The organism is Actinokineospora guangxiensis (assembly GCF_042657845.1).
In the GTDB taxonomy this organism is placed as follows: Bacteria; Actinomycetota; Actinomycetes; order Mycobacteriales; family Pseudonocardiaceae; genus Actinokineospora; species Actinokineospora guangxiensis.
In genome coordinates this window covers 254,496-274,510 of sequence record NZ_JBHSKF010000003.1, presented here as the reverse complement: position 1 = coordinate 274,510, position 20,015 = coordinate 254,496, and the positions used below count along the sequence as shown (strand labels likewise).

Annotated in this window: 21 protein-coding genes; 10 read left to right on the top strand and 11 right to left on the bottom strand. The window is 73.6% G+C overall.

Features of this window, described 5'->3' with window-relative positions; translation table 11 throughout:
- Positions 1-996 (bottom strand): cell envelope lipid trafficking protein PgfA, encoded by a 996-nt coding sequence (gene pgfA, locus ACFPM7_RS08145; protein ID WP_378245546.1) that lies wholly within the window; start codon positions 994-996, stop codon positions 1-3.
- A gap of 317 nt (positions 997-1,313) precedes the next feature.
- Between pgfA and ACFPM7_RS08140 the strand changes: the two genes are divergently transcribed.
- Entirely contained in the window at positions 1,314-1,679 is a 366-nt protein-coding gene (locus ACFPM7_RS08140) for a hypothetical protein (RefSeq protein ID WP_378245544.1), read from the top strand.
- Positions 1,679-2,440 carry an FkbM family methyltransferase gene (locus ACFPM7_RS08135; RefSeq protein WP_378245542.1) on the top strand — a complete coding sequence of 254 codons (762 nt, stop codon included), beginning with the start codon at positions 1,679-1,681 and terminating at the stop codon, positions 2,438-2,440. The genes ACFPM7_RS08140 and ACFPM7_RS08135 overlap by 1 nt, the downstream gene beginning before the upstream one ends.
- Before the next feature lies 1 nt (position 2,441).
- Here ACFPM7_RS08135 and ACFPM7_RS08130 read toward each other — a convergent pair whose 3' ends face one another.
- From ACFPM7_RS08130 to mihF, 4 genes are all read right to left on the bottom strand, one after another.
- On the bottom strand, positions 2,442-3,113 hold the full coding sequence (locus ACFPM7_RS08130) for a hypothetical protein (RefSeq protein WP_378245540.1): 672 nt from the start codon (positions 3,111-3,113) through the stop codon (positions 2,442-2,444).
- Positions 3,114-3,123: 10 nt separating this feature from the next.
- Complete coding sequence (locus ACFPM7_RS08125; RefSeq protein ID WP_378245538.1) at positions 3,124-4,311, bottom strand: PucR family transcriptional regulator; 1,188 nt, start codon at positions 4,309-4,311, stop codon at positions 3,124-3,126.
- Between the two features lie 57 nt (positions 4,312-4,368).
- Complete coding sequence (locus tag ACFPM7_RS08120) at positions 4,369-5,499, bottom strand: isochorismate synthase (RefSeq protein WP_378245536.1); 1,131 nt, start codon at positions 5,497-5,499, stop codon at positions 4,369-4,371.
- Positions 5,500-5,611: 112 nt separating this feature from the next.
- Positions 5,612-5,923, bottom strand: a complete 312-nt coding sequence (mihF, locus tag ACFPM7_RS08115) for an integration host factor, actinobacterial type (protein WP_378245534.1) — start codon at positions 5,921-5,923, stop codon at positions 5,612-5,614.
- A gap of 336 nt (positions 5,924-6,259) precedes the next feature.
- Between mihF and ACFPM7_RS08110 the strand changes: the two genes are divergently transcribed.
- The 3 genes from ACFPM7_RS08110 (at position 6,260) to ACFPM7_RS08100 (ending at position 9,688) form a co-directional block, all read left to right on the top strand.
- A complete protein-coding gene (locus tag ACFPM7_RS08110; RefSeq protein ID WP_378245532.1) occupies positions 6,260-7,906 on the top strand; it encodes a long-chain fatty acid--CoA ligase in 1,647 nt (548 codons plus the stop codon).
- Between the two features lie 194 nt (positions 7,907-8,100).
- The gene (locus ACFPM7_RS08105) at positions 8,101-8,595 is read left to right on the top strand and encodes a PadR family transcriptional regulator (RefSeq protein WP_378245530.1); all 495 of its coding nucleotides are present in this window, start codon (positions 8,101-8,103) and stop codon (positions 8,593-8,595) included.
- Positions 8,596-8,617: 22 nt separating this feature from the next.
- Positions 8,618-9,688, top strand: a complete 1,071-nt coding sequence (locus ACFPM7_RS08100) for a gamma-glutamylcyclotransferase (protein ID WP_378245528.1) — start codon at positions 8,618-8,620, stop codon at positions 9,686-9,688.
- A gap of 1 nt (position 9,689) precedes the next feature.
- On the opposite strand, the gene ACFPM7_RS08095 is transcribed toward ACFPM7_RS08100, so the two are convergent.
- Positions 9,690-10,049, bottom strand: coding sequence for a PRC-barrel domain-containing protein (locus ACFPM7_RS08095; protein WP_378245526.1), 360 nt, complete (start codon positions 10,047-10,049; stop codon positions 9,690-9,692).
- A 143-nt stretch (positions 10,050-10,192) separates the two neighbouring features.
- Between ACFPM7_RS08095 and ACFPM7_RS08090 the strand changes: the two genes are divergently transcribed.
- Together ACFPM7_RS08090 and ACFPM7_RS08085 are read left to right on the top strand one after the other, a co-directional pair.
- Positions 10,193-10,747, top strand: coding sequence for a carboxymuconolactone decarboxylase family protein (locus tag ACFPM7_RS08090; protein ID WP_378245524.1), 555 nt, complete (start codon positions 10,193-10,195; stop codon positions 10,745-10,747).
- A gap of 33 nt (positions 10,748-10,780) precedes the next feature.
- Positions 10,781-11,170, top strand: coding sequence for a hypothetical protein (locus ACFPM7_RS08085; protein ID WP_378245522.1), 390 nt, complete (start codon positions 10,781-10,783; stop codon positions 11,168-11,170).
- On the opposite strand, the gene ACFPM7_RS08080 is transcribed toward ACFPM7_RS08085, so the two are convergent.
- Positions 11,109-12,737 carry an FAD-binding oxidoreductase gene (locus ACFPM7_RS08080; protein WP_378245520.1) on the bottom strand — a complete coding sequence of 543 codons (1,629 nt, stop codon included), beginning with the start codon at positions 12,735-12,737 and terminating at the stop codon, positions 11,109-11,111. The two genes, ACFPM7_RS08085 and ACFPM7_RS08080, sit on opposite strands and share 62 nt — an antisense overlap.
- 17 nt (positions 12,738-12,754) lie before the next feature.
- Here ACFPM7_RS08080 and ACFPM7_RS08075 point away from each other — a divergent pair, with 17 nt between their 5' ends.
- Together ACFPM7_RS08075 and ACFPM7_RS08070 are read left to right on the top strand one after the other, a co-directional pair.
- Entirely contained in the window at positions 12,755-13,363 is a 609-nt protein-coding gene (locus ACFPM7_RS08075; protein WP_378245518.1) for a TetR/AcrR family transcriptional regulator, read from the top strand.
- A complete protein-coding gene (locus ACFPM7_RS08070) occupies positions 13,360-14,895 on the top strand; it encodes a glycerol-3-phosphate dehydrogenase/oxidase (RefSeq protein WP_378245516.1) in 1,536 nt (511 codons plus the stop codon). The genes ACFPM7_RS08075 and ACFPM7_RS08070 overlap by 4 nt, the downstream gene beginning before the upstream one ends.
- A 67-nt stretch (positions 14,896-14,962) precedes the next feature.
- On the opposite strand, the gene ACFPM7_RS08065 is transcribed toward ACFPM7_RS08070, so the two are convergent.
- Genes ACFPM7_RS08065 through ACFPM7_RS08055 form a run of 3 tightly spaced genes read right to left on the bottom strand, consistent with a single transcriptional unit; the run spans position 14,963 to position 17,268 of the window.
- Positions 14,963-16,513, bottom strand: a complete 1,551-nt coding sequence (locus ACFPM7_RS08065) for a WXG100-like domain-containing protein (protein WP_378245514.1) — start codon at positions 16,511-16,513, stop codon at positions 14,963-14,965.
- A complete protein-coding gene (locus tag ACFPM7_RS08060; protein WP_378245512.1) occupies positions 16,510-16,815 on the bottom strand; it encodes a WXG100 family type VII secretion target in 306 nt (101 codons plus the stop codon). The genes ACFPM7_RS08065 and ACFPM7_RS08060 overlap by 4 nt, the downstream gene beginning before the upstream one ends.
- Before the next feature lie 15 nt (positions 16,816-16,830).
- Positions 16,831-17,268 carry a YbaB/EbfC family nucleoid-associated protein gene (locus ACFPM7_RS08055; protein ID WP_378245510.1) on the bottom strand — a complete coding sequence of 146 codons (438 nt, stop codon included), beginning with the start codon at positions 17,266-17,268 and terminating at the stop codon, positions 16,831-16,833.
- 198 nt (positions 17,269-17,466) lie between these two features.
- Here ACFPM7_RS08055 and ACFPM7_RS08050 point away from each other — a divergent pair, with 198 nt between their 5' ends.
- The gene (locus ACFPM7_RS08050; RefSeq protein ID WP_378245508.1) at positions 17,467-18,648 is read left to right on the top strand and encodes an ABC transporter permease; all 1,182 of its coding nucleotides are present in this window, start codon (positions 17,467-17,469) and stop codon (positions 18,646-18,648) included.
- 4 nt (positions 18,649-18,652) lie between these two features.
- Here ACFPM7_RS08050 and ACFPM7_RS08045 read toward each other — a convergent pair whose 3' ends face one another.
- Complete coding sequence (locus ACFPM7_RS08045) at positions 18,653-19,996, bottom strand: cryptochrome/photolyase family protein (protein WP_378245506.1); 1,344 nt, start codon at positions 19,994-19,996, stop codon at positions 18,653-18,655.
- Positions 19,997-20,015: the final 19 nt, after the last annotated feature.

Sequence of the window (20,015 nt, the reverse complement as noted above, 5' to 3'; positions counted from 1 at the left end):
TCACCGCCGCCGGGCGCCGCCCCCGGAGCCTTCCCGCCGGACGAGCGCGAGCAGCACCACCCCGACCACCAGCACGGCGCCACCGGCGATCCAGAGGATCAGCGGGAACGTGGTGAGCAGCCACAGGCTCGACTTGTTGTCCGAGGCGGCGGCGACGTTCGCCGTGACCGTCTTGTCGTCGAACTCCAGGGTGCCGTCGAAGACCAGTGTGCCGCCGCCCTCGGGCTGGTCGAAGGTGCGCAGCTCCTGCTTGCGCTCCTCGCTGCCGTCGATGATCTGGCCGGTGACCGGCTCGACCCACATGGTGCGGCGGTTCTCGTAGTAGAGGTCGGCGCGCACCATCGGCTCGGACTTGCCGATCAGCGCGCCCGGCACGTCCCGCTCGCCGATCTTGCTGCGCGGGATGACCTGGACGAAGCGGTAGACGGCCAGCCCGTCGATCTCCTCCTCGCCCTGGAAGGTCGCGTCCACCGGCGCGCGCAGGGCGACGTCGTACATGGGGTAGTCGCGCTGTTCGGTGCCGAAGGGGAACTTCAGGCTCAGGCCGGGCTGCTGGACGTCGGTGTCGCGCTGGCCCTCGGCCTGGTCCTCGATGTACTGGTTCTGGCAGGGCGTCACGCCCATGTTGGTCGCCCGGTCGAGGCAGACCTCGCGGACGCTGGCGGAGACCACCGTGCCGGTGTCGTCGTCGGTGACCCTGGTCGCCTCGACCCAGGCGGCGATGTCGCCGTCCTCCTGGACCTCGGGCGCGCGCAGGTCACCGGTGACGAACCGGGTGGAGGTGAGGTTGAGGCCGGTGCGGATCTGCGGGTTCGGCACGCCGTTCTCCCGCAGCACCAGCAGCGCGGTGACGTCCTTGCCCACCGCGACCGATGTCGTCTCCGGCTTCACCGGCGCCTTGGCCAGGGACGGGTACGCCCACGCCCGCAGCAGCACCCCGAGGACGACCGCGAACACCCCGACGAACACCAGGGTGAAGCCCACAATGCGCCGCAACGCTCCTCCAACACGAGACGCAGGTCACATCGACCTGGGTTACCCAACGGTAGTCTCACACCCCGACCATGGAGAAGTGACCGGGCTCACTCGACCGGCAGTTGTGCCGCCGACCGTGGGCCATCAGGGCGAACAGCGCGGAGAACTGGGCCGTTCGGCGTAGCGCGACAAGCCGTTCTGTCCCCTGGAACAACCGAGTCGGGCACAAGATGTGCCGGGACAACAGAACTGCCGCCCGGTACTACCGCCCAGTACAGACGATTAGCACGACCACCCAAGTACGACCGATCGGTCCCCGCCGACCAGGAGGAGCCGCCGTGCCGCTGCGGATCGGGGTGCACCACCACGTCGCCCGCGCCACCCCCCGGGCGCGAACCGCGGTCGAGGACGTCGCCGCGCTGCTGTCGCTGCACGGCCACCGGGTCGTCGACCTCGCCGACGGCCACACCCTGCGGAGCAGGGTGTTCCGGCGGCGACCGGCCACCGACAACCTGCACGTGCTCATCCACACCGATCCGGTCGGCGCGGACTTCCCCTGCGCGGCAACGGTTCCGGTGGACTGCGCGGACGGGCACACCATCCACATCCGACTGTCTGGTCGCGCCGGACTCGCCTGCGAGGTCCGCGAGCTGGTGCGCCTGGTCCTGCTCGACCAGCCCGCCGCCGCCGAAGCGACCGCGTGATGGGCGCGGTCACCGCGGCGGTCTCCAGGCTGGCCGCGCTGGCGCCGGACCGGGTGGTCACCGCGGCGCTGTCGGCGACCTACCCGCGCTTCGAGCCGGAACTGGCCCGCCTGGCGGACTTCTGCCCGCCGCGCGGCACCGCCCTGGACATCGGGGCGTGGTACGGCCCGTGGTCGCGGGCCCTGGCCCGCCGGGTCCCCCGGGTGGTCGCGGTCGAGCCCAACCCCGCCGTCGCCGCCGTCCTGTCGCGCACCGCCCCCGGCAACGTCGACGTCGTCCGCGCCGCCATCACCGACGCCGCAGGCCCCGGCGTGCTGTACGTCCCCGAGACCGGACGCGGCACCGAAGCCGTCGCCTCCATGGCCACCCGTGTCGGCTCCGCGGTCCCGGTCACCACCACGACGATCGACCGCATCGCACCCCCGGACGTGTCGTTCATCAAGCTCGACGTCGAAGGCATGGAAGCCACCGCCCTGCGCGGCGCGACCGACGTCCTCTCCACCCGCGCCCCGGTCCTGCTGATCGAACTGGAGTACCGCCGCTCCCCCGTCGACGAGGTCGTCGACCTCCTGGCCGACCACGGCTACACCGCGGAGATCCTTGAGGACGGGCACTGGCGCCCCCTCACCGGTTTCGACCTCGCCACCCACCAGGAACGCGCACTGCCCGAAGTAGACGGACGAGGCTACTTGTCCAAAGTGCTCTTCGGCGGCCCGCGCTACATCAACAACGTGCTGTTCAGGAAACCCTCCGCGGGCTGAACTACAGAAGAGGGCCGGCACCTGTCCAGGGGTCGAGGAGAGCACCCAATCGGAGCCACCGGCGTTCTTGGGCGCTGTCGCCACGGCTGAACTCGGCCTGCACCCACTGTCCGCGCCAGAAGCCTCGCACCCGTGCCGCCCCGGGGCCGCCGTAGTACTCCAGGGATCCCGTCGCGCCGACGGGGTCGAACGGATTGATGTCCTGGGGCATGTCCCGCAGCACCGCCCAGGCGCGGCCCAGAGCGGGATGCGTGCCGATGGCCGGTTCCCCCGCGATCCACCACACGTGGGTGGGTTCGCGGTGGTCCCGCTGAACCTCCAGCACGAGCAGTGTGTCGGCTCCGTCGGGGTCGATCGCGCCGCGTGGGGCGCCGTCGCGGGCGGGCTGTGCCAGCACCGGACCGCGCCAGTCCCCGCCGGGACGCCCAAGGCTCAGTTCCAGGGGGATGTCGAACTCGTCGGCCACGTCGAACAGCACACGGAGGCCGTCGCGGGTCGCTCGACCCAGGTCCGCGAACTGCAGGTACCAGGTGCGCCGCATGTCGTTCCAGCGCGCGATCTCCTGCACCCGGTCGACGTGCGGGTACTGGTTGGGTCCGAAGCCCTGGGCGGGTTCGGTCTCCCGGATCGTGACGGTCACGAGGAGCGGGCGGCCGTCGGGCTCGGTGGTCACGGGAGGGAGTCTAGGAGCCCACGTCGCTCAGGCGGTGGGTCTCGATGGCCAGGTACAGCTCCGCGGCGGCGCGCGGGTCCGTCAGGTCGCGTTTGGTCAGTTCCTGGATTCGGCGGATGCGGTAGCGGACCGTGTTCGGGTGGACGAACAGGCGCTCGGCGGCGTCCTTGGCCGATCCCTGCTCGGCGAACCAGACCTGGAGGGTCTTGAGCAGCACGTCGCGTTCGGCGGCCGGGAGGGTGAGCAGGTCGGCGAGGATGTCGCGGGTCAGTTCTCTGGCCAGCGTGCCCGCGCCGGCCACGAGTGTCGTCAGTGGACGGTCGGCGAAGGCGACGACGCCGTGTTCGCCGGCGGCCAGGCAGCGGCGGGCGATGTGGGCGCGGCGCAGGGCGGCCGGGAGGAGGTTGAGGCCGGAGACCGGGGGGCTCATGCCGACGCCCGCGGCGAGGCGGTCCAGGCTCTGGCGCAGGCCGCGCAGGTCCACGGCGCGGGCGACGACGACCACGCCGACCTCGGCCTCGGGGGTCGAGCGCCAGACGGCGCGCCAGCGGGCGGGGTCCAGCACGGTCGACGGGCCGGGGTCGCCGGGGTCGGAGACCAGGACGACGAACGGGCCGGACGGGGGCAGGCCGAGGCCGCGGGCGGCTTCGTCGAACTCGGCCTGGCGGGTGAAGCGGCCTTCCAGCAGGCCGTCGACCAGGGCGGAGCGGGCCTTCTCGTCGTAGTGGGCGCTGTCGGCGGTCACCTCGGTGTAGGCGGTGGCGATGGCCTCGGAGTAGGCGTCGATGATGCGCCAGATGGTGTTGCTGACCGGCAGCAGCTGCTCCGGGGTGATCGTGCCCGGCGGGATGGCCCGCTCCACGATCGCCTCGTAGGAGAACGTCCCGGCGATGCGGAAGGCGCGCAGCACGGCGGGCAGCGGGATGCCCAGCCGGGCCTGCGCCCTGGCCGTTTTCCGCGCGCATTCCAAATCGACGTCGCGGGCTTCGATGAACGCGTGGAAGGCGTTGCGGAGATTGACCTCGCACACCTTCCGCAGCTCGGCGGGAGCGCTCTCGTCAATCCTGCGGTAGAACTCCTCCTTGTCCCGCAGGACGGAAGCGAGTTCGTCGGCAAGCGCCTGCAGCTGCCCGAGCTGGCCTTTCGCGACCTCGGCCAGCTCCGGCGGCAGCGGCGACATGATCGTCGGAGCGCCCATCGCATGACTGTAACGCGGACATTGCCATTTCCGTACCGGCCAGTAGGACGGTAGTTGTCACTCCGGATCGATTCCGAACGCACCGAGCAAGGTCGCGAATTTCGCCGTCGTCTCGGCCAGCTCGGCGGCCGGGTCGGACGCGGGCATGATCCCCGCCCCGGCGAACAGCCGCATGCGCGCGCCCGCCGCCTCGGCGCAGCGGATCGCCACGACCCACTCGCCGTCGCCCGCCGCGTCGCACCAGCCGACGGCCCCGCTGTAGAAGCCGCGGTCGAAGGGCTCCAGCCCGCCGATCACCGACAGCGCGGAGTCCGTCGGCGTGCCGCAGACGGCCGGGGTGGGGTGCAGCGCCGAGGCGAGGCGCAGCGACGACACCTCGGGGTCGGCGACCGTCCCGGTGATCGCGGTCGACAGGTGCCACACGGTCGGCGTCTCGACCAGCTCCGGTTCGGCGGGCACGGTGAGCGCGGCGCAGAACGGCCGCAGCGCCTCGGCGACGGCGTCCACCACGACCCGGTGCTCGGCGCGGTCCTTGGCCGAGGCGAGCAGCCCGGCGGCGGCCGCCCTGTCCAGGCCGGGGTCGGCGGAGCGGGGCCGGGTGCCCGCCAGCGGGTTGGCGGCCACGACCCGCCCCCGGCGCGAGAGCAGCAGCTCGGGGGTGGCCCCGAGCAGGGTCGCGCCCGGCAGGCCGACGGCGAAGGTGTACCCGTTCGGGTTGGCCGCGACCAGGCCCGGCAGCAGCGCGGGCACGTCGATCGGGGCGGCGAAGTCCAGGTCCAGCGCGCGGGCGAGGACTACTTTCCGCAGACCGGACCCATCACGCAGCGTGCGCACCGCGGTCGCGACCGCCTCGGCGTAGGCCGCGCCCGCGGGCACCGGCCTGCGCGCGACGGGCACCAATCCCGATCGGCCCGCGCGGCCCGACCGGACCCGTCCGGCGCGGACCGCCGTGTCCGGGATCACCACGTGCGGGGCCGCGTCGGGCCGGAAAGGGAGCGCGCCCGCGGCCAGCGGGGCGCCGGTGTCGGCCAGGAGCTTGGCGACGCGGCCCGCCAGCTCGTCGGGGTCGGGGTCGGCGACCACGGCGGCCGCGCCCGCGGCGCGCACCGTGCCCGATGGGCCTGCGAGCAGGAAGTCACCCGGCCGGTAGTCGGCTACCAGCCCGGCGGGGTCGGGGGCGTCGTCCACACCCCCATCATGCACACGGCCCACGGGTGTCCGCCGGGTGTGCTTGACCACGAGAAGCCGCAGGTGGGCACCCATACGGGTGCCCACCTGCGGGAAGGACCTAGGTCCTGTTCTAGCCGAGCGCCTCGATCAGCGCGGCGCGCTGGCGGTCGCCGAGACCGGCGGCGCGGCGGTCGGGGTCGATGCCCGCCTGCTCCAGCAGCGCGGCGACCTTCACCTGGCCGAGGCCGGGGACGGCCTTCAGGAGCGCGGCGACCTTCGTCTTGCCGATGGTCTTGTCGTCCTTGGCCTTGCCGAGCACGTCGGCGATGGTCTTGTCCCCCGCCTTGATCGACGTGAGCAGTTCCGAGCGCGCCTTGCGGGCCTCGGCTGCCTTGGCGAGCGCCTCGGCGCGCTGCTCGGGGGTCAACGTGGGCAGAGCCAACGTATTAGTCCTTTCCTTCCACCCCCGCCGCGGCAGCGGCGGGTCCAAGTTTGCGCGCGGCACCGCGACTACCGACGGTCACCACGTGAGGCGTCGTCGCACCTCGTGGTTCCCGGTCGGCCCGGGTGCCTTTCGCCAGTAAACGACACCTCAGGACGGAACATACCCCCGACACGCGGAAATCTCCTGTGGAGCATGGCGTCAGCGGGTGACGACGGAGCGTGACAGCATGATCAACTCCGATTCGGGAGGTGTCCTGAGCCACAGCGGCGCACTAGGCTCTACCCATTACTCACGGGTAACGGTCGGGGACTACGCCAGGGAGCTTGGACGACGATGTTGAGCACCATGCAGGACGGCAACCTGTCCATCGGAACGCTGCTGCGGCACGGGGCCAGGGTGCACGCGGGCAGCACCGTGCGCACCTGGACCGGAGACGGCGCGCGGACGGCGACCTTCGCCGAGATCGGCGCCGAGGCCGCCCGGCTGGCCAACGCGCTGCGCGGCCTCGGCGTCACCGGCGACCAGCGGGTCGCCACCTTCATGTGGAACAACGCCGAGCACCAGACCGCCTACCTGGCCGTGCCCGCCATGGGCGCGGTCCTGCACACCCTCAACCTGCGCCTGTTCCCCGACCAGCTGACCTACATCGCCAACCACGCCGAGGACAAGGTCGTCATCGTCGACGCGACCGTCGCGCCGCTGCTGGCGAAGGTCCTGCCGACGTTCACCACCGTCGAGCACGTGATCGTCGCCAACGGCCCGGCCGAGGCCATCGCGGCCCCCGACGGCGTCCAGGTGCACGCCTGGGCCGACCTGCTCGCGGGCCAGTCGGCGGAGTTCGACTGGCCGGACGTGGACGAGCGCGAGGCCGCGGCCATGTGCTACACCTCCGGCACCACCGGCAACCCCAAGGGCGTCGTCTACTCGCACCGCTCGATCTGGCTGCACTCCATGCAGGTCTGCATGAGCGACGGCCTCGGCCTGTCCCCCGCCGACACCTCGCTGGTGATCGTCCCGCAGTTCCACGCCATGTCCTGGGGCATGCCGTACGCGGCGTTCATGTGCGGCGCGTCGCTGATCATGCCCGACCGGTTCCTGCAGCCGGAGCCGCTGCTGGCGATGATCGAGGCGCTCCGGCCGACGCACTCGGCCGCGGTGCCGACCATCTGGCAGGGCGTGCTCGCGGCGCTGGAGGCCCAGCCGCGCGACATCTCCAGCCTGCGCGAGGTCGTCGTGGGCGGCTCGGCCTGCCCGCCGTCGATGATGCACACCTTCGCCGAGAAGCACGGCGTGCACATCATCCACGCCTGGGGCATGACCGAGACCTCGCCGTTGGGCTCGGTGTGCCGCCCGCCCGCCGGGCTCTCCGACTCCGAGACCTGGGCCTACCGCTACACCCAGGGCCGCATGCCCGCGGGGGTGCGGGGCAGGCTCGTCGGCGACGACGGCGCGGAGGTCCCGTGGGACGGGGAGAGCGTGGGTGAGCTGGAGGTCCGCGGGCCGTGGATCACCGGCTCGTACTACCGGCTGGAGGAAGAGGGCGAGGACTCCGACGGCGCGGCGAAGTTCGACGACGGCTGGCTGCGCACCGGCGACGTCGGCACGCTGACCCCCGACGGCTTCCTCACCCTGACCGACCGCTCCAAGGACATCATCAAGTCCGGCGGCGAGTGGATCTCCTCGGTGGAGCTGGAGAACCACGTGATGGCCCACCCCGCCGTCGCCGAAGCCGCGGTGATCGGCGTGCCGGACGCCAAGTGGGACGAGCGCCCGCTGGTCACCGTCGTGCTGCGCGACGGCGCCACCGCCGAGCCCGCCGAGCTGCGCGAGTTCCTCGCCGACAAGGTGGCCAAGTGGCAGGTGCCGGAGAACTGGGCGTTCATCCCCGAGGTGCCCAAGACCAGCGTCGGCAAGTTCGACAAGAAGGTCCTGCGCGCCCAGCACGCCGAGGGCAGGCTCGACGTCACGCGCCTGGACTAGCCGCCTCGGCCCGGCCCGGCCCGCGCGGGGCCGGGCCGGGCAGAGCGGGTGGGTCCGGGCGGAGCGGGTGGGTCCGGGCGGAGCGGGTGGGTAGTGTGCACCTGACCCGGCGAACGAGGAGGTGACCGGGCCTGCCGACCGAGAAGGGCAAGCGCCCCCGAAAGCTCACCGCGACGTCCTATGTGGTCCTGGGGATGCTCTCCTACGCGCCCGCCACGAGCTACGAGCTCAAGCAGCGGGTGGGCATGACTATCGGGAACTTCTGGGCGTTCGCGCACTCCCAGCTCTACGACGAGCCCGCGCGCCTGGCCGACGACGGCCTCGTCACCGCCGCCGTCGAGGAGGGCGGCAGGCGCAAGCGCACGTACTCGATCACCGACGCGGGCCGCGCGGCGCTGGCCGGGTGGCTCGCCGACGAGAGCCGGGAGCAGACCGAGGTCCGCGACATCGGCCTGCTGAAGCTGTTCTTCTCCTCCATGGGCGGGCCGGAGGACCTGCGCGCGCTGGCGGTGCACCGCTACGAGTCGCACAAGGCGCGGGCCGACAACTACCTCGCCCAGCGCGAGCAGATCATCGACTACGCCGACCGCTGGCAGGTCAAGACCCTGGAGCTGGGCATCCGGTTCGAGCGCACAGTCGAGGAGTTCTGGGCCGAGTTCCTCGCCGAGCTGGACGGCGAGCCGACCTGACCGGTCCGATGTGGAGGGTTCGGTGCCCGCCGAGTTCACCGACGCCGAGTACCCGGCCGCGCCCTATCCCGGTGCCCGGCCAGACTTCTCCTACCTGCACGACGACGGCCGCGGCCACCGGCTGACCCCGGCGCGCGAGGCGCGCTCGGGCTGGCGGGTCCACGGCGGAGAGCCTGCGGTGGACCTGGACGGGTGGCTGGTCGAGCGGGGGCACCCGCCGCTGGCCGAGCGGGTTCCCCTGCTGTCCTACGGGTCCAACCCGTGCCCGGCCAAGCTCACCTGGCTGCGCGCCCGGCACGGGCTGTCCGGCCCGGTCGTGGTGCTGCGGGCGCGCTGCGCCGGCCTCTCGGCGGTGTGGGCGGCCGGGCTGCGGGTGGTCGACGACCAGCGGCCCGCCGTGCTCGCCGCCGCGCCGGGCGCCGTCGAGCAGCACGCGGTGATCATGGCATCGGCCGGGCAGGTGCTCGCCTTCGACCGCTGCGAGGGCCGCGGTGACCGCTACCGGCTGGCGTCGGTCTCGACCGGCTCGGTCACCACCGAGGACGGCGGGACGTGGGGCGCGGTGCTGGCCTACCTCGGCGCGCGGGACACCCGCCGCCCGCTGCTGGTGCACGGGGCCCCGGTGGCCTGCGCGGACGTGCCGCGCTCGGCGGCGGCGCACCTGGTCGGCGCGCCCGCCGACGGCGACGGGCTCGACGCCGCCGAGGTGAGCGGGCCGCCCGACCCGCGCGCGCTGCCCGGCGAGCTGTTCGTCTACGGCACCCTGCAGCCGGGCGCCTCGCACTGGCGGCTGCTGGCCCCGCACGCCGCGGGCCCGGCGCGGCCCGCCGCGCTGGCCGGGTCGCTGCACGACACCGGCCGGGGCTACCCGGCGCTGGTGCTCGGCGACGGGCCCGGCGTGCGCGGCTGGTCGGTGCCGCTGCGCTCGGGCGCGGCACTGGCCGGGCTGGACTCCTACGAGGGCCCGGAGTACGACCGCGTGCGCGTGGTGCTCGCCGACGGGTCCGTCGCCTGGACCTACGTGTGGCTGCCCACCGTCGACGGCATGCCGCTGCTGCGCGAGCCGTGGCCCGCCACCACCTCGCCGGAGTGAGTCAGCGGACCTTGCGCCGGGGCATGTCCGACGGCTTCGGCCCGCGCTGGGCGGGGACCGGCGCGGGGGCGTCGGGCAGGCCGTAGTGGCGGAACAGCGCCACGGCGGCGTCGTCGTCGGGCAGCGGGGCCTGCGGAGCGTCCTTGACCGTGGCCATCGGCACGCCGACCCGCAGTCCAGAGTGGTCGTTGCTGGCGCCGCGCAGCGGCACGAACGTCTCCCTCGGCCCGAACAGGCCGGTGCGGACGGTCACCCACTGCGGCTCCCGGGTGGACCCGTCGACGTACACCGCGCCCACCTGGCCGATGCGCTGGCCCTCCGGGTCGTAGACGTCGTGTCCGATCAGGTCCTGGGGGTTCATGTGACCAAAATCGCGCCCTGACGGGCGGGGAGCAACCTCGGTCACCCGAAGGTGGGACGGTTCACCTGACCGGGCCCCGGGGTTTCTCCGCGCGCGTCAGGACAGCAGGATGGCCGCACCCACTCCCGCCGAAGGGCCAGGCCATGCCGCTCGCCGCGCTGCTCGCCGCCATCCCCGACCACGCCGAGGACGTCCGGCGGTCGCTGGCCGCGGTGCTGGCGGACTCGCCGCTGACCGACCAGCAGCTCTGGGGCACCGCGCTGGCCTGCGCCGTGGCCGCCCGCGAGCCCGCGGTGACCGCCGTGTTCGCCACCGAGGCCGAGCGCAGGCTGGCCCCGGCCGCGGTCGCCGCCGCCAAGTCCGCCGCGGCCGTCATGGCGATGAACAACGTGTACTACCGGGCCAAGCACCAGCTCGGCCCGGACTACGACGGGCTGCCCGCCCGGCTGAGCATGCGGGTCACGGCCCGCCCGGGGGTCGACCGCGCCGACTTCGAGCTGTGGGCGCTGGCGGTCTCGGCGATCGCGGGCTGCGAGGTCTGCCTGCGCAACCACGACGGCAAGCTGCGCGCCGCCGGGGTCGAGGTCGCCACCGCGCACGAGGCGCTGCGCGTCGCGGCGGCCGTGCACGCCGCCGCGGTCGTGCTGGGCGCGGAGCGGGCCACCCGGGAATCCCCTGGTCTTCCCCCGATCGGATGACAAAGCCGCGGGCGATGGGCCACCCTCTGCGTCATGACCACCGACCCGCTGGACCAGATCACCCTCACGCCGCGGGGCTTCGGCGCCGTGCTGGCGCTGCTGGCCATGCTGGTCGGGCTCGTCCTCGCCGTCGTGCCGGTGGGCGTCGCGCACCCCGACCCGGCCAGCGGGCACGGCGTGACCTGCGGCAACGCCATCGGCGGCGCGGAGACGGACTGGATCGTCGAGGACCTCGGCTACAACGTGCAGACCACGACCGTGGCCTACATCGCGCTGTGCGAGGAGGCGACCTCCGCGCGCGCGACCAAGGCGTGGCTGCTCTTCGCCGGCGGCCTGGTGGGGGTTCTCGCGCTCGGTGCGCTCAGGCGTCCCCTACCAGCTTCCCCGGGTTCAGCACCCCCGTCGGGTCCAGCTCCCGCTTGACCGCGCGCAGCACGTCCACGCCCAGCTCGCCGATCTCCTCGGCGAGGTAGGGCGCGTGGTCGACACCGACGGCGTGGTGGTGGCTGATGGTGCCGACACCCGCGATGGCCTCGCACGCGGCCCGCTTGGCCGCCGTCCACTGGCCGACGGGGTCGGCCGAGCGCGGCACGAGGACGGTGAAGTAGAGCGAGGCGCCCGTCTCGTAGCTGTGCGAGATGTGGCAGGCCACCACCGGGGTGCGCTCGGCGGTGGTGAGGCTGTCGAACAGGGCCGTGCGGACCGCCTCGCGCAGCTCGTCGAGCCTGCTCCAGCGGGTGGCGGTCTCCAGGGTCTCCACGCACACGCCGACCTCCATGAGGGCGTCGCGCTGGCGCGGTCCGGCGAAGCGGCCGTGCCGCCACGCCTCGCCCACCGGGGTGCCCAGCGCCACCTTCGGCAGCCCGCGCAGCGCCCGCAGCGTCGCGCGGCGCCGGGCGGCCAGGTCGGCCTTGTCGCGGCCCTCCCAGCCCAGGACCAGCAGGCACGGCTCGGCCACGCCGCGGGCCCGCAGGTAGCGGCGCACGACACCGGTCTTCCAGCCGCCCTTGAGCGCGAAGCCGACCTCGGTCTCCTGGGGGTCCGAGAGCCGGACCACCGTGCCGCGACCGCCGTCCTGGGCGAGCCTGCGCACCGCGTCGGTGCCCGCGGCCCAGCCGTCGAGCACGAAGCCCTCGTAGCGCCGTGCCGCGGGCTCGCGGCGCACGCGCAGCGCGACCTCGGTGATCACGCCGAAGGCTCCCTCGCTGCCCACGACCAGGTGCCGCAGGTCCGGCCCCGCGGCGGAGGCGGGCGCGACACCCAGGCGCCACTCCCCGCGCGGGGTGGCCACCCGCAGGCGCTCGACCATGGCCTCGAAGCGGCCGTAGCCCGCGCTGGCCTGCCCGGAGGAGCGGGTGGCCGCGAAGCCGCCGATCGTGGCGCGCTCGAAGGACTGCGGGAAGTGGCCGAGGGTGTGCCCGCTCGCGCCCAGCATCCGCTCGGCCTCGGGGCCGGTGACGCCCGCCTGCAGCACGGCGACACGCGAGACCGGGTCGAGCGCGACGAGCTTGTCCAGCCGGGTCAGGTCGAGCACGACGACGGCGCTCTTGCCTGCCCGCAGCGCCTTCACCCCGCCGACGACGGAGGTCCCGCCGCCGAACGGGACCAGGCCGACGTCGTGCTCCACACAGGACTCGATGAGGCTCTGCACCTGCCCGGGGTCCGCGGGCCGCAGCACCGCGTCGGGGACGACGACCTCGCCGCCGCGCCAGCCGAGGAGGTCCAAGTAGGACAGACCGCCTGCGCGGCCGAGCCGGTCGTCGCCGAGGACGAGCACGTGCTCGGGCCCGACGATGGCGGCGAAGGCAGCGCGCGCGGCCTCCGGCAGCGCGCTCTCGGGCACGGCGACCTCGGTGACCGGGGTGGCCGAGGGCCGCAGTCCGGTGCGCTCCCGCAGCCAGGCCAAGGCGTCGGCGGGCAGGTGCGCGCCGCCCCCCGCGGTCCAGGTGGCGCGGAGTCCGGGGTCGATCTGGTCGGGAGTGCTGGTCACGCGCTAGAGTGTGACACATGACGGCCAAACGTCACACCCCACCCACGACCCGGGTGGCCGACCGGGTGCTGCTCGACGCCGCCCGGGAGTGCGTCCTCGAACAGGGCGTGCGCCGCACCACCCTGACCGACGTCGCCCGCCGCGCGCAGGTCAGCCGCATGACCCTCTACCGGCGCCACCCCGACGTCCGGTCCCTGCTCGGCGCGCTGATGACCCGCGAGTTCGGCGAGCTGATGACCCGCGCGGCGGCCGGTGTCATCGACGGTCCCACCGCGCGCGACCGCCTCGTCCGCGGCGCGGTCGCCGGGGTGCGCGCGATCACCGCCGACCCGGTCATGCGCACCGTGCTCGACCGCGACGGCGCGATGGTCCTGCCCTACATCGTCGAACGGCTCGGCAGCACGCAGAAGATCGCCGAGGCCTACCTCGTCGGCCAGCTCACCGCGGGCCACGCCGACGGCTCCATCCGCAGGGCCGACACCGCCGCCCAGGCCCGCGCGCTGCTGCTGACCGTGCAGTCCTTCGTGCTCTCCCTCGCCCCCGCCACCGCCGACGTCCCGGTCGAAGACCTGCTGGCCGAGCTGACCCACCTGCTGGAGGCGTCGTTGCGCCCGGAGCACCCGTGAGGCGCACGGCCATCAACGCCGCCCGCCGCGCCGCCGAGCTGGCCGGCCTGGCCGGGCGCGCGGTCGACGTGCTCGTGGTCGGCGGCGGGGCCACCGGGGCCGGGGTGGCGCTCGACGCGGCCTCGCGCGGGCTGTCGGTCGCCCTGGTGGAGGGCGAGGACCTCGCCTTCGGCACCTCGCGCTGGTCCAGCAAGCTCATCCACGGCGGCCTGCGCTACCTGGCCAAAGGCGACATCGGGCTGGCCGCGGAGAGCGCGGCCGAGCGGCACGTGCTGCTCACCCGCACCGCGCCGCACCTCACCAGGGCCCTGCCGCAGCTGGTGGCGCTGACCCCGCACGTGTCGCGCCAGGCGGCCGCCCTGACCTACGCGGGGCTCGTCGCGGGCGACGGGCTGCGCCGGGCCGTCGGGACGCCGTCGTCGGTGCTGCCCGGTCCGCGCCGGGTGTCCGCGCAGGAGGCGCTGGCGCTGGCTCCGGGCCTGGACCGCGCCGGGCTGCGCGGCGGTCTGCTGTCCTTCGACGGGCAGGTCGTGGACGACGCCCGGCTGGTCGTCGCCATCGCCCGCACCGCGGCCGGCCGGGGGGCGGCCGTGCTGACGAAGGTCCGCGCGCTGTCGGTGGACGGCTCCGGGGCGCGGGTGCGCGACGAGCTGACCGGCGCCACGCTGCGCATCGACGCCAGGGCCGTGGTCAACGCGACCGGCGTGTGGGCCGACGGGCTCGCCCCCGACGTGCGCCTGCGCCCCTCGCGCGGCTCGCACCTGGTGCTCGACGGCGCGTCGCTGGGCATCGGCGGCGCCGCGCTCACCGTCCCGGTGCCGGGGCAGTTCGGCCGGTTCGTGCTGGTGCTGCCCCAGCCCGACGGCCGCGTCTACCTCGGCCTGACCGACGAGCCGATGGACCACGTCCCCGACGTTGCCGCGGTACCGGAGTCCGATGTGGACTTCCTGCTGTCGGTGGCGGGCACCGCGCTGGCCGCCCCGCCGACCCGCGCCGACGTGCTCGGCGCGTTCGCTGGCCTGCGCCCGCTGCTGGACACCCCCGGCGAGCGCTCGGCGGACCTGTCCCGCCACCACGCGGTGCTCACCGCCGCCGACGGCGTGGTCACCGTCGTCGGCGGCAAGCTCACCACCTACCGCAAGATGGCCGCCGACGCCGTCGACGCCGCCGCCCGCGCCGCCGACCTGCGGGCGCCCCGCTCCCGCACCCGCGACATCCCGCTGGTGGGCGCCGCCCCGCGCCGCAGGCTGGCCGACCTGGCGGCCCCGCCGTGGCTGATCTCCCGCTACGGCACCGAGGCCGAGACCATCCACGCCCTGGCCCAGGTCGACCCGGACCTGGCCAAGCCGGTCACCCCCGGCAGCCCGGTCACCGGCGCGGAAGTCGCCTGGGCGGTCCGCACCGAGGGCGCCCTGACCCCCGAGGACGTCCTCGACCGCCGGACCCGCGTCGGCCTGGTCGCCCCCGACCGCGAAGCCGCCCTCCCCCGCGTCACCGACCTGGTGGAACGCGCCCTCGCGGGACTGCGCTGAGCCGGCCGCGAACGCCCGCGGCCGCCCTGGCGTGGTCCAGGGCGGCCGCGGGCGTCGTCCGGTCGCGCTAGGCGGTCTGGGTGGTGAAGGCCGGCTGGGCCTCCATCGCCTGCATCAGGGTGCCGAACTGGGCCAGCATGTAGAGCACGCCCGCCAGCAGGTTGTCCACCGGCTCCCAGATGTTGCCGTGGCCGGGAACCTGGTGCTGGGCGAACTGCGGGTCCGTGATCTGCATCAGCCCCTTGGGCGGGTAGCCCTCCGCGGCCGACGGGGCGCCGGTGTTCATCGCGTGCGGGTTGCCCCCGGAGACCCGGTCGACGATCTGGGCGATCTCGCCCGGGTTGATGCGCTCCGGCGGAACGCCGTGGCTGATCAGCATCTCCACCGCGCTGCCGATCCAGCGGGCCCGGTCGACGCGGGAGGCAGGGGCGCCCGGGTCCGGCGGTGGGCCGCTCGGGCCGTACCCGCCGCCGCCGGTGGGGCCGGTGACGGTGGACGGGCGGCCGGGAGGCGGGGGTGTCTGGTAGCCGGGCCGCTGGCCGCCGCCGCCCGCGGGCAGGGTCTGGAAGCCGCCGTAGGACGGCGGGGGCGGGTTCTGGCCGTAGGACGGTCCGCCGGTCGGCTGGCCGGGGCGGTACTGGTCGTAGCCGTAGTTCGGGGTCGCCGCCTGGGCGTAGGTCGCGCCGTTGACCTGGCCGGGGTTGGTGTAGCGGGCGTCGGCGGCCGCGTCGATGCGGGAGGTGTCGATCGGGGTGTTGTGGGTGCCCTGGGCACGCGGGGAGGTGTTGGCCCGGCCGCCGATGGTCTCCAGCAGCTGCTTGACCGTCTTGGCCAGCTCCACCACCTTCTTGATCGTCGAGATGATCTTCTGCAGCTTGGAGACGAACTGCTGGACCTTGCTGACGATCTTCTGCGCCGTCTGCACCGCGGTCGCCACCGACTGGGCGATGCCCTGGGCGATGCTGGCGCCGAAGCTCAGCCAGGACGAGGCCAGTGCCTGGATGATGATCTGGATGACCTTCATCACGCACTTGTTGATCATTTCCAGGACGGTCTTGCGCACCTCGGCCAGCATCTGGCCTGCGGACTGGATCGCCTGGCCGATGGCGCGGCTCACCTGGGCCAGCGCCTCCAGGCCCTCGGCCTGGGTCTCGCTGGCCCTGCGGTAGGCGTCACCCGCCGTGCCGCGCCAGTTGCAGGTCTCCTGCTGCGAGGCCTGGCGGTAGCGCTGGGCGGTCGCGTCCAGCTCACCGCCCGCCCTGGTCCAGCTCTGCGCGCCGCCCATGATCGAGTTGGCGTCGCCGAGCAGGGCGTCGAAGGGCTCGCGCAGGAACGAGATGTGCTCGATGATCCAGCCGAACCCGGCGCTGGCCGCCGCGCCCAGCGGGTCGCCCGCGATGTTGATCACGTCCATGGCCACGTTCGTGACCGCCGAGGTGGCTTCGAGCCAGTCGCCGGACTCGATGGCGCTCTTGGCGGCGCGGACGTTGCCGCCGATGCTCTGCGCGGCCTGCTCCCCGTTGCCCTCCGGGGTGAAGCTGACCACCGTCGCGCCAGTGCTCGGGTTCGTCGTGCTCGGGTTCGTCGTGCCCGGGTTCGTCGTGCTCGGGTTCGTCACTGCCCGACCCTCCCGCCGAACGTCCTGGCGTTGCCCAGGTCGATCGACTCGTAGTCCTCGGCGACGGCTTCCAGGCCCTGCCGGACGTCGTCGATCGCGGTGGCGACCTTCTGGAAGCCCTCCAGCACGTCGCCGCAGGCGGAGAGGATGAACGAGGCGAAGAAGCTCCCGATCAGCCCGTAGGCGTCCTGCCCGACCTGCTGGGTGATGCCCTGCGCGCTGTGCACCTGCGCCGAGCAGTCCGAGACGGTGCGGGCGTGGCCGCGCATCTCGGCGATGTTGACGTTGAAACCGTCTCCCATGAGAGCCGCTCCTGTTTAGTTGACGACTTCCGGCGGGTTGTCGAAGTACTCGTCGTCGGACCGCTTGTCCCGATGCTTGACCAGGTCCATCGGCTCGTCGGCCCCGTCACCGCGGAAGCCCTCGGGCAGGTGGCTCTTGACGACGTCCAGCGCGGGCCCGTCCCCTACCAGCTCGCGCATGGTGTCGACGACCTTGGCGGCCGCGTCGCGCTGGGCCTGCCTGGTCACCTCCATGATCGTCCTGGCGAGCTGCTCGGGCTCCAGGTCGCGCACGCCCGGCCGCAGCACCAGACCCGTGGTGGCCCCGTTCGCACTGACCCGCACCGTGATCTCGCCGTCGGACGAAGTCGCCGCGCCGCCCACCTCGCGCAGCGCCTGGTCGGCCTTCTGCGCGCTCTTGGCAGCCGCCTGGAGTTTCTCGTCGTACTGCGCAAGCCACTGCTCGGGCTTCATCCGGTCCCTCCCATGGTCCAACCCGGATCATCGTCTTGGACGGAGCATGTCCCGCCCGGTTCCCGCGCGGGAGTGATTCGGCCAACTCGTTTGCAGGCGCACCCGACCACCCGGGCGCGGGCGGGTCCGAGATAATGGTCGCGCACAGCCGACCCCGGGGGCGCGAGGGGAGAGCGGGGCAGGAGAGGGGGGAGACGAGTGAGCCCGACCAGCACGGTGTGGCTGATCGCCCGTCGCGAGATCGACTCCCGCCTCCGCACCCGCTCCTTCGCGGTGAGCACCGCGGTGGCCGCGCTCCTGCTGATCGTCGTGGTCCTGATGCAGAGCTCCCTGTTCGCCGCGGCCGAGCGCAGCCGGGTCGGCCTGGTCGGGCAGGCCGCCGCCATCGCGGGCCCCCTCGTCACCCAGTCGGCCGCCCGCGGCCTCGACGTGGAGACCTCGCTGGTCCCCGACGTCGCCGCGGGCGAGGCGATGGTCGCCGGCGACGACCTCGACGTCCTCGTCAGCGGCTCCCCCTCCTCGCTGCGCGTCGTCGTCCGCGACGGCCTGGACGAGGACCTGCGCAAGGTGCTGAACAACCTGGTCCAGGACCAGGTGCTGCGGGCAGAACTCGCCGCCGTCGAGGACCTCGACCCCAACCGCGTGCTGTCCTCGGTCGCCGACGCCACCATCGACGTGCACTCCCAGTCCGCGCCCGACCCGGCCAGGGGGCAGCGCCTGGCGGTGGCCGCGGTGGTGGTGGCGCTGCTGTACCTGGCACTGCTGTTCTACGGCTCGACGGTGGCCCAAGGCGTGGTGGAGGAGAAGTCCAGCCGGGTCGTGGAGGTCCTGCTGGCGGCGGTGCGGCCGTGGCAGCTGCTGGTGGGCAAGGTCATCGGGCTGGGGCTGGTCGGGCTGGTCCAGTTCGCGGCCATCACCGCGGTCGGGCTCGGGCTGGCCCTGCTGACCGACGTGCTGACGATCCCGGGCCCGGCCATCGGCACGCTGCTCTGGGGCCTGGTCTGGTACCTGCTGGGGTTCCTGTTCTACGCCATGGTGTTCGCCACCGCCGGGTCGCTGGTGTCGCGGCAGGAGGAGACCCAGGCGGTGCTGCTGCCGATCACCATGGTGCTGGTGATCGCCTTCGTCCTCGGCTTCGGCCTGCTGACCCGCTCGCCGAACGACGGCCTCACCACGACGCTGTCGCTGTTGCCCCCGCTCTCGCCGATCATGATGCCGGGCCGCATCGCGCTGGGCGCGGTGCCGTTGTGGCAGATCGTCCTCGCCCTGGTGCTGACCTCGGCGAGCGTCGCCGTCCTCGCCTGGCTGGGCGCGCGCGTCTACAGCCGCTCGGCCCTGCGGACGGGCCCGCGCCTGGCGCTGCGCGAGGCCCTGCGCTGAGCGCTCAGAGTTCGGCGTAGCGGTCCAGGGCGACCTTGCGCTCCTCGGCGTGGTCCACGATCGGCGCGTGGTACCCCGATGCGCCCTTCGGCTCGTGGACGTCGCCGTCGTGGTCGCGGAGTTCGGGGACGTAGCGGCGGATGTAGGCGCCGTCCGGGTCGAACTTGCGGCCCTGGGTGGTGGGGTTGAAGACGCGGAAGTAGGGCGCGGCGTCGGTCCCGGTGCCCGCCGTCCACTGCCAGCCGTGCTGGTTGGAGGCGAGGTCGCCGTCGACCAGGTGGGTCATGAAGTGCCGTGCGCCCAGCCACCACGGCACGTGCAGGTCCTTGGTGAGGAAGCTCGCGGTGATCATCCTGACGCGGTTGTGCATCCACCCCTCCGCCAGGAGCTGGCGCATGCCCGCGTCGACGATCGGGTAGCCCGTCTCCCCCGCGCACCAGGCCTCGAAGCGCGCGGCGGCGGCCTTGCCGGTGTCGTGGCGCAGGGCGTCGAACTTCGGGTTGAAGTTCTCCCTGGCGCTCTCCGGCCGGTGCCACAGGACATCGGCGTAGAACTCGCGCCAGGCCAGTTCGGCGCGGTAGGTGGTGTCGCCGGGGCCGAGGTCGGCGAGCAGCGTGCGCGGGTGCACGCAGCCCCAGCGCAGGTAGGCCGACATCCGGCTGGTGCCGTCGAGGTCCGGGCGGTCGCGCCGCTTGGCGTAGTCGGGCAGCTTCTCGTCGCGGAAAGCCTCCCACGCGGCCAGAGCGGCGTGCTCGCCCGCCTCGGGCAGGGCCGCGTCCACGGCGGGACCTTCCGGAATCCGGACCCGACGAGGACCGCCATCCTTGGTGGACGGATCAATCCAGTCCACTGTGGACGCATCGGTGTCGGCGGGCTTGCGCCAGCCGTGTTCGGCCCACGCCCTGCTGAACGGCGTGAAGACCTTGTACGGGGTCCCGTCGCCCTTGGTGACCCGGCCCGGGGTGACCGCGTACGGCGAGCCGGTGCGGACGAACTCCACATCGGACAGAGCGGCCTCGACGGCCTTGTCGCGCTCCCGGCCGTAGGGGCCCGCGTCCGCCGAGACGTGGACGGAGTCCGAGCCGAAGGCGGCGGCGACCCTGGGCACGACGTCGACCGGGTCGCCGCGGACGACCAGCAGCCTGCCGTCCAGCTGCTCGTCCAGCGCGCGCAGGCAGGCGTGCAGGAACGCCAGGCGGGGTTTGCCCGAGCGGTCCCCCAGCCGCTCGTCCAGCACGTAGAGGGCCACCGCGGCCGAGTCACGCTCGGCGGCGGCGAGAAGCGCGGGGTGATCGCCCAGCCGCAGGTCGCGGCGGAACCACATGATCGACGGTGCCACGGCGGACAACGCTACCCCCGGACGCCGG

Coding starts and splice junctions, on each gene's coding strand:
- ACFPM7_RS08135 (WP_378245542.1), top strand. CDS start 1,679: ATGGGCGCGGTCACCGCGGCGGTCTCCAGGCTGGCCGCGCTGGCGCCG.
- ACFPM7_RS08125 (WP_378245538.1), bottom strand. CDS start 4,311: ATGGGCGCTCCGACGATCATGTCGCCGCTGCCGCCGGAGCTGGCCGAG.
- ACFPM7_RS08110 (WP_378245532.1), top strand. CDS start 6,260: ATGTTGAGCACCATGCAGGACGGCAACCTGTCCATCGGAACGCTGCTG.
- ACFPM7_RS08105 (WP_378245530.1), top strand. CDS start 8,101: ATGCTCTCCTACGCGCCCGCCACGAGCTACGAGCTCAAGCAGCGGGTG.
- ACFPM7_RS08095 (WP_378245526.1), bottom strand. CDS start 10,049: ATGAACCCCCAGGACCTGATCGGACACGACGTCTACGACCCGGAGGGC.
- ACFPM7_RS08090 (WP_378245524.1), top strand. CDS start 10,193: ATGCCGCTCGCCGCGCTGCTCGCCGCCATCCCCGACCACGCCGAGGAC.
- ACFPM7_RS08085 (WP_378245522.1), top strand. CDS start 10,781: ATGACCACCGACCCGCTGGACCAGATCACCCTCACGCCGCGGGGCTTC.
- ACFPM7_RS08075 (WP_378245518.1), top strand. CDS start 12,755: ATGACGGCCAAACGTCACACCCCACCCACGACCCGGGTGGCCGACCGG.
- ACFPM7_RS08060 (WP_378245512.1), bottom strand. CDS start 16,815: ATGGGAGACGGTTTCAACGTCAACATCGCCGAGATGCGCGGCCACGCC.
- ACFPM7_RS08055 (WP_378245510.1), bottom strand. CDS start 17,268: ATGAAGCCCGAGCAGTGGCTTGCGCAGTACGACGAGAAACTCCAGGCG.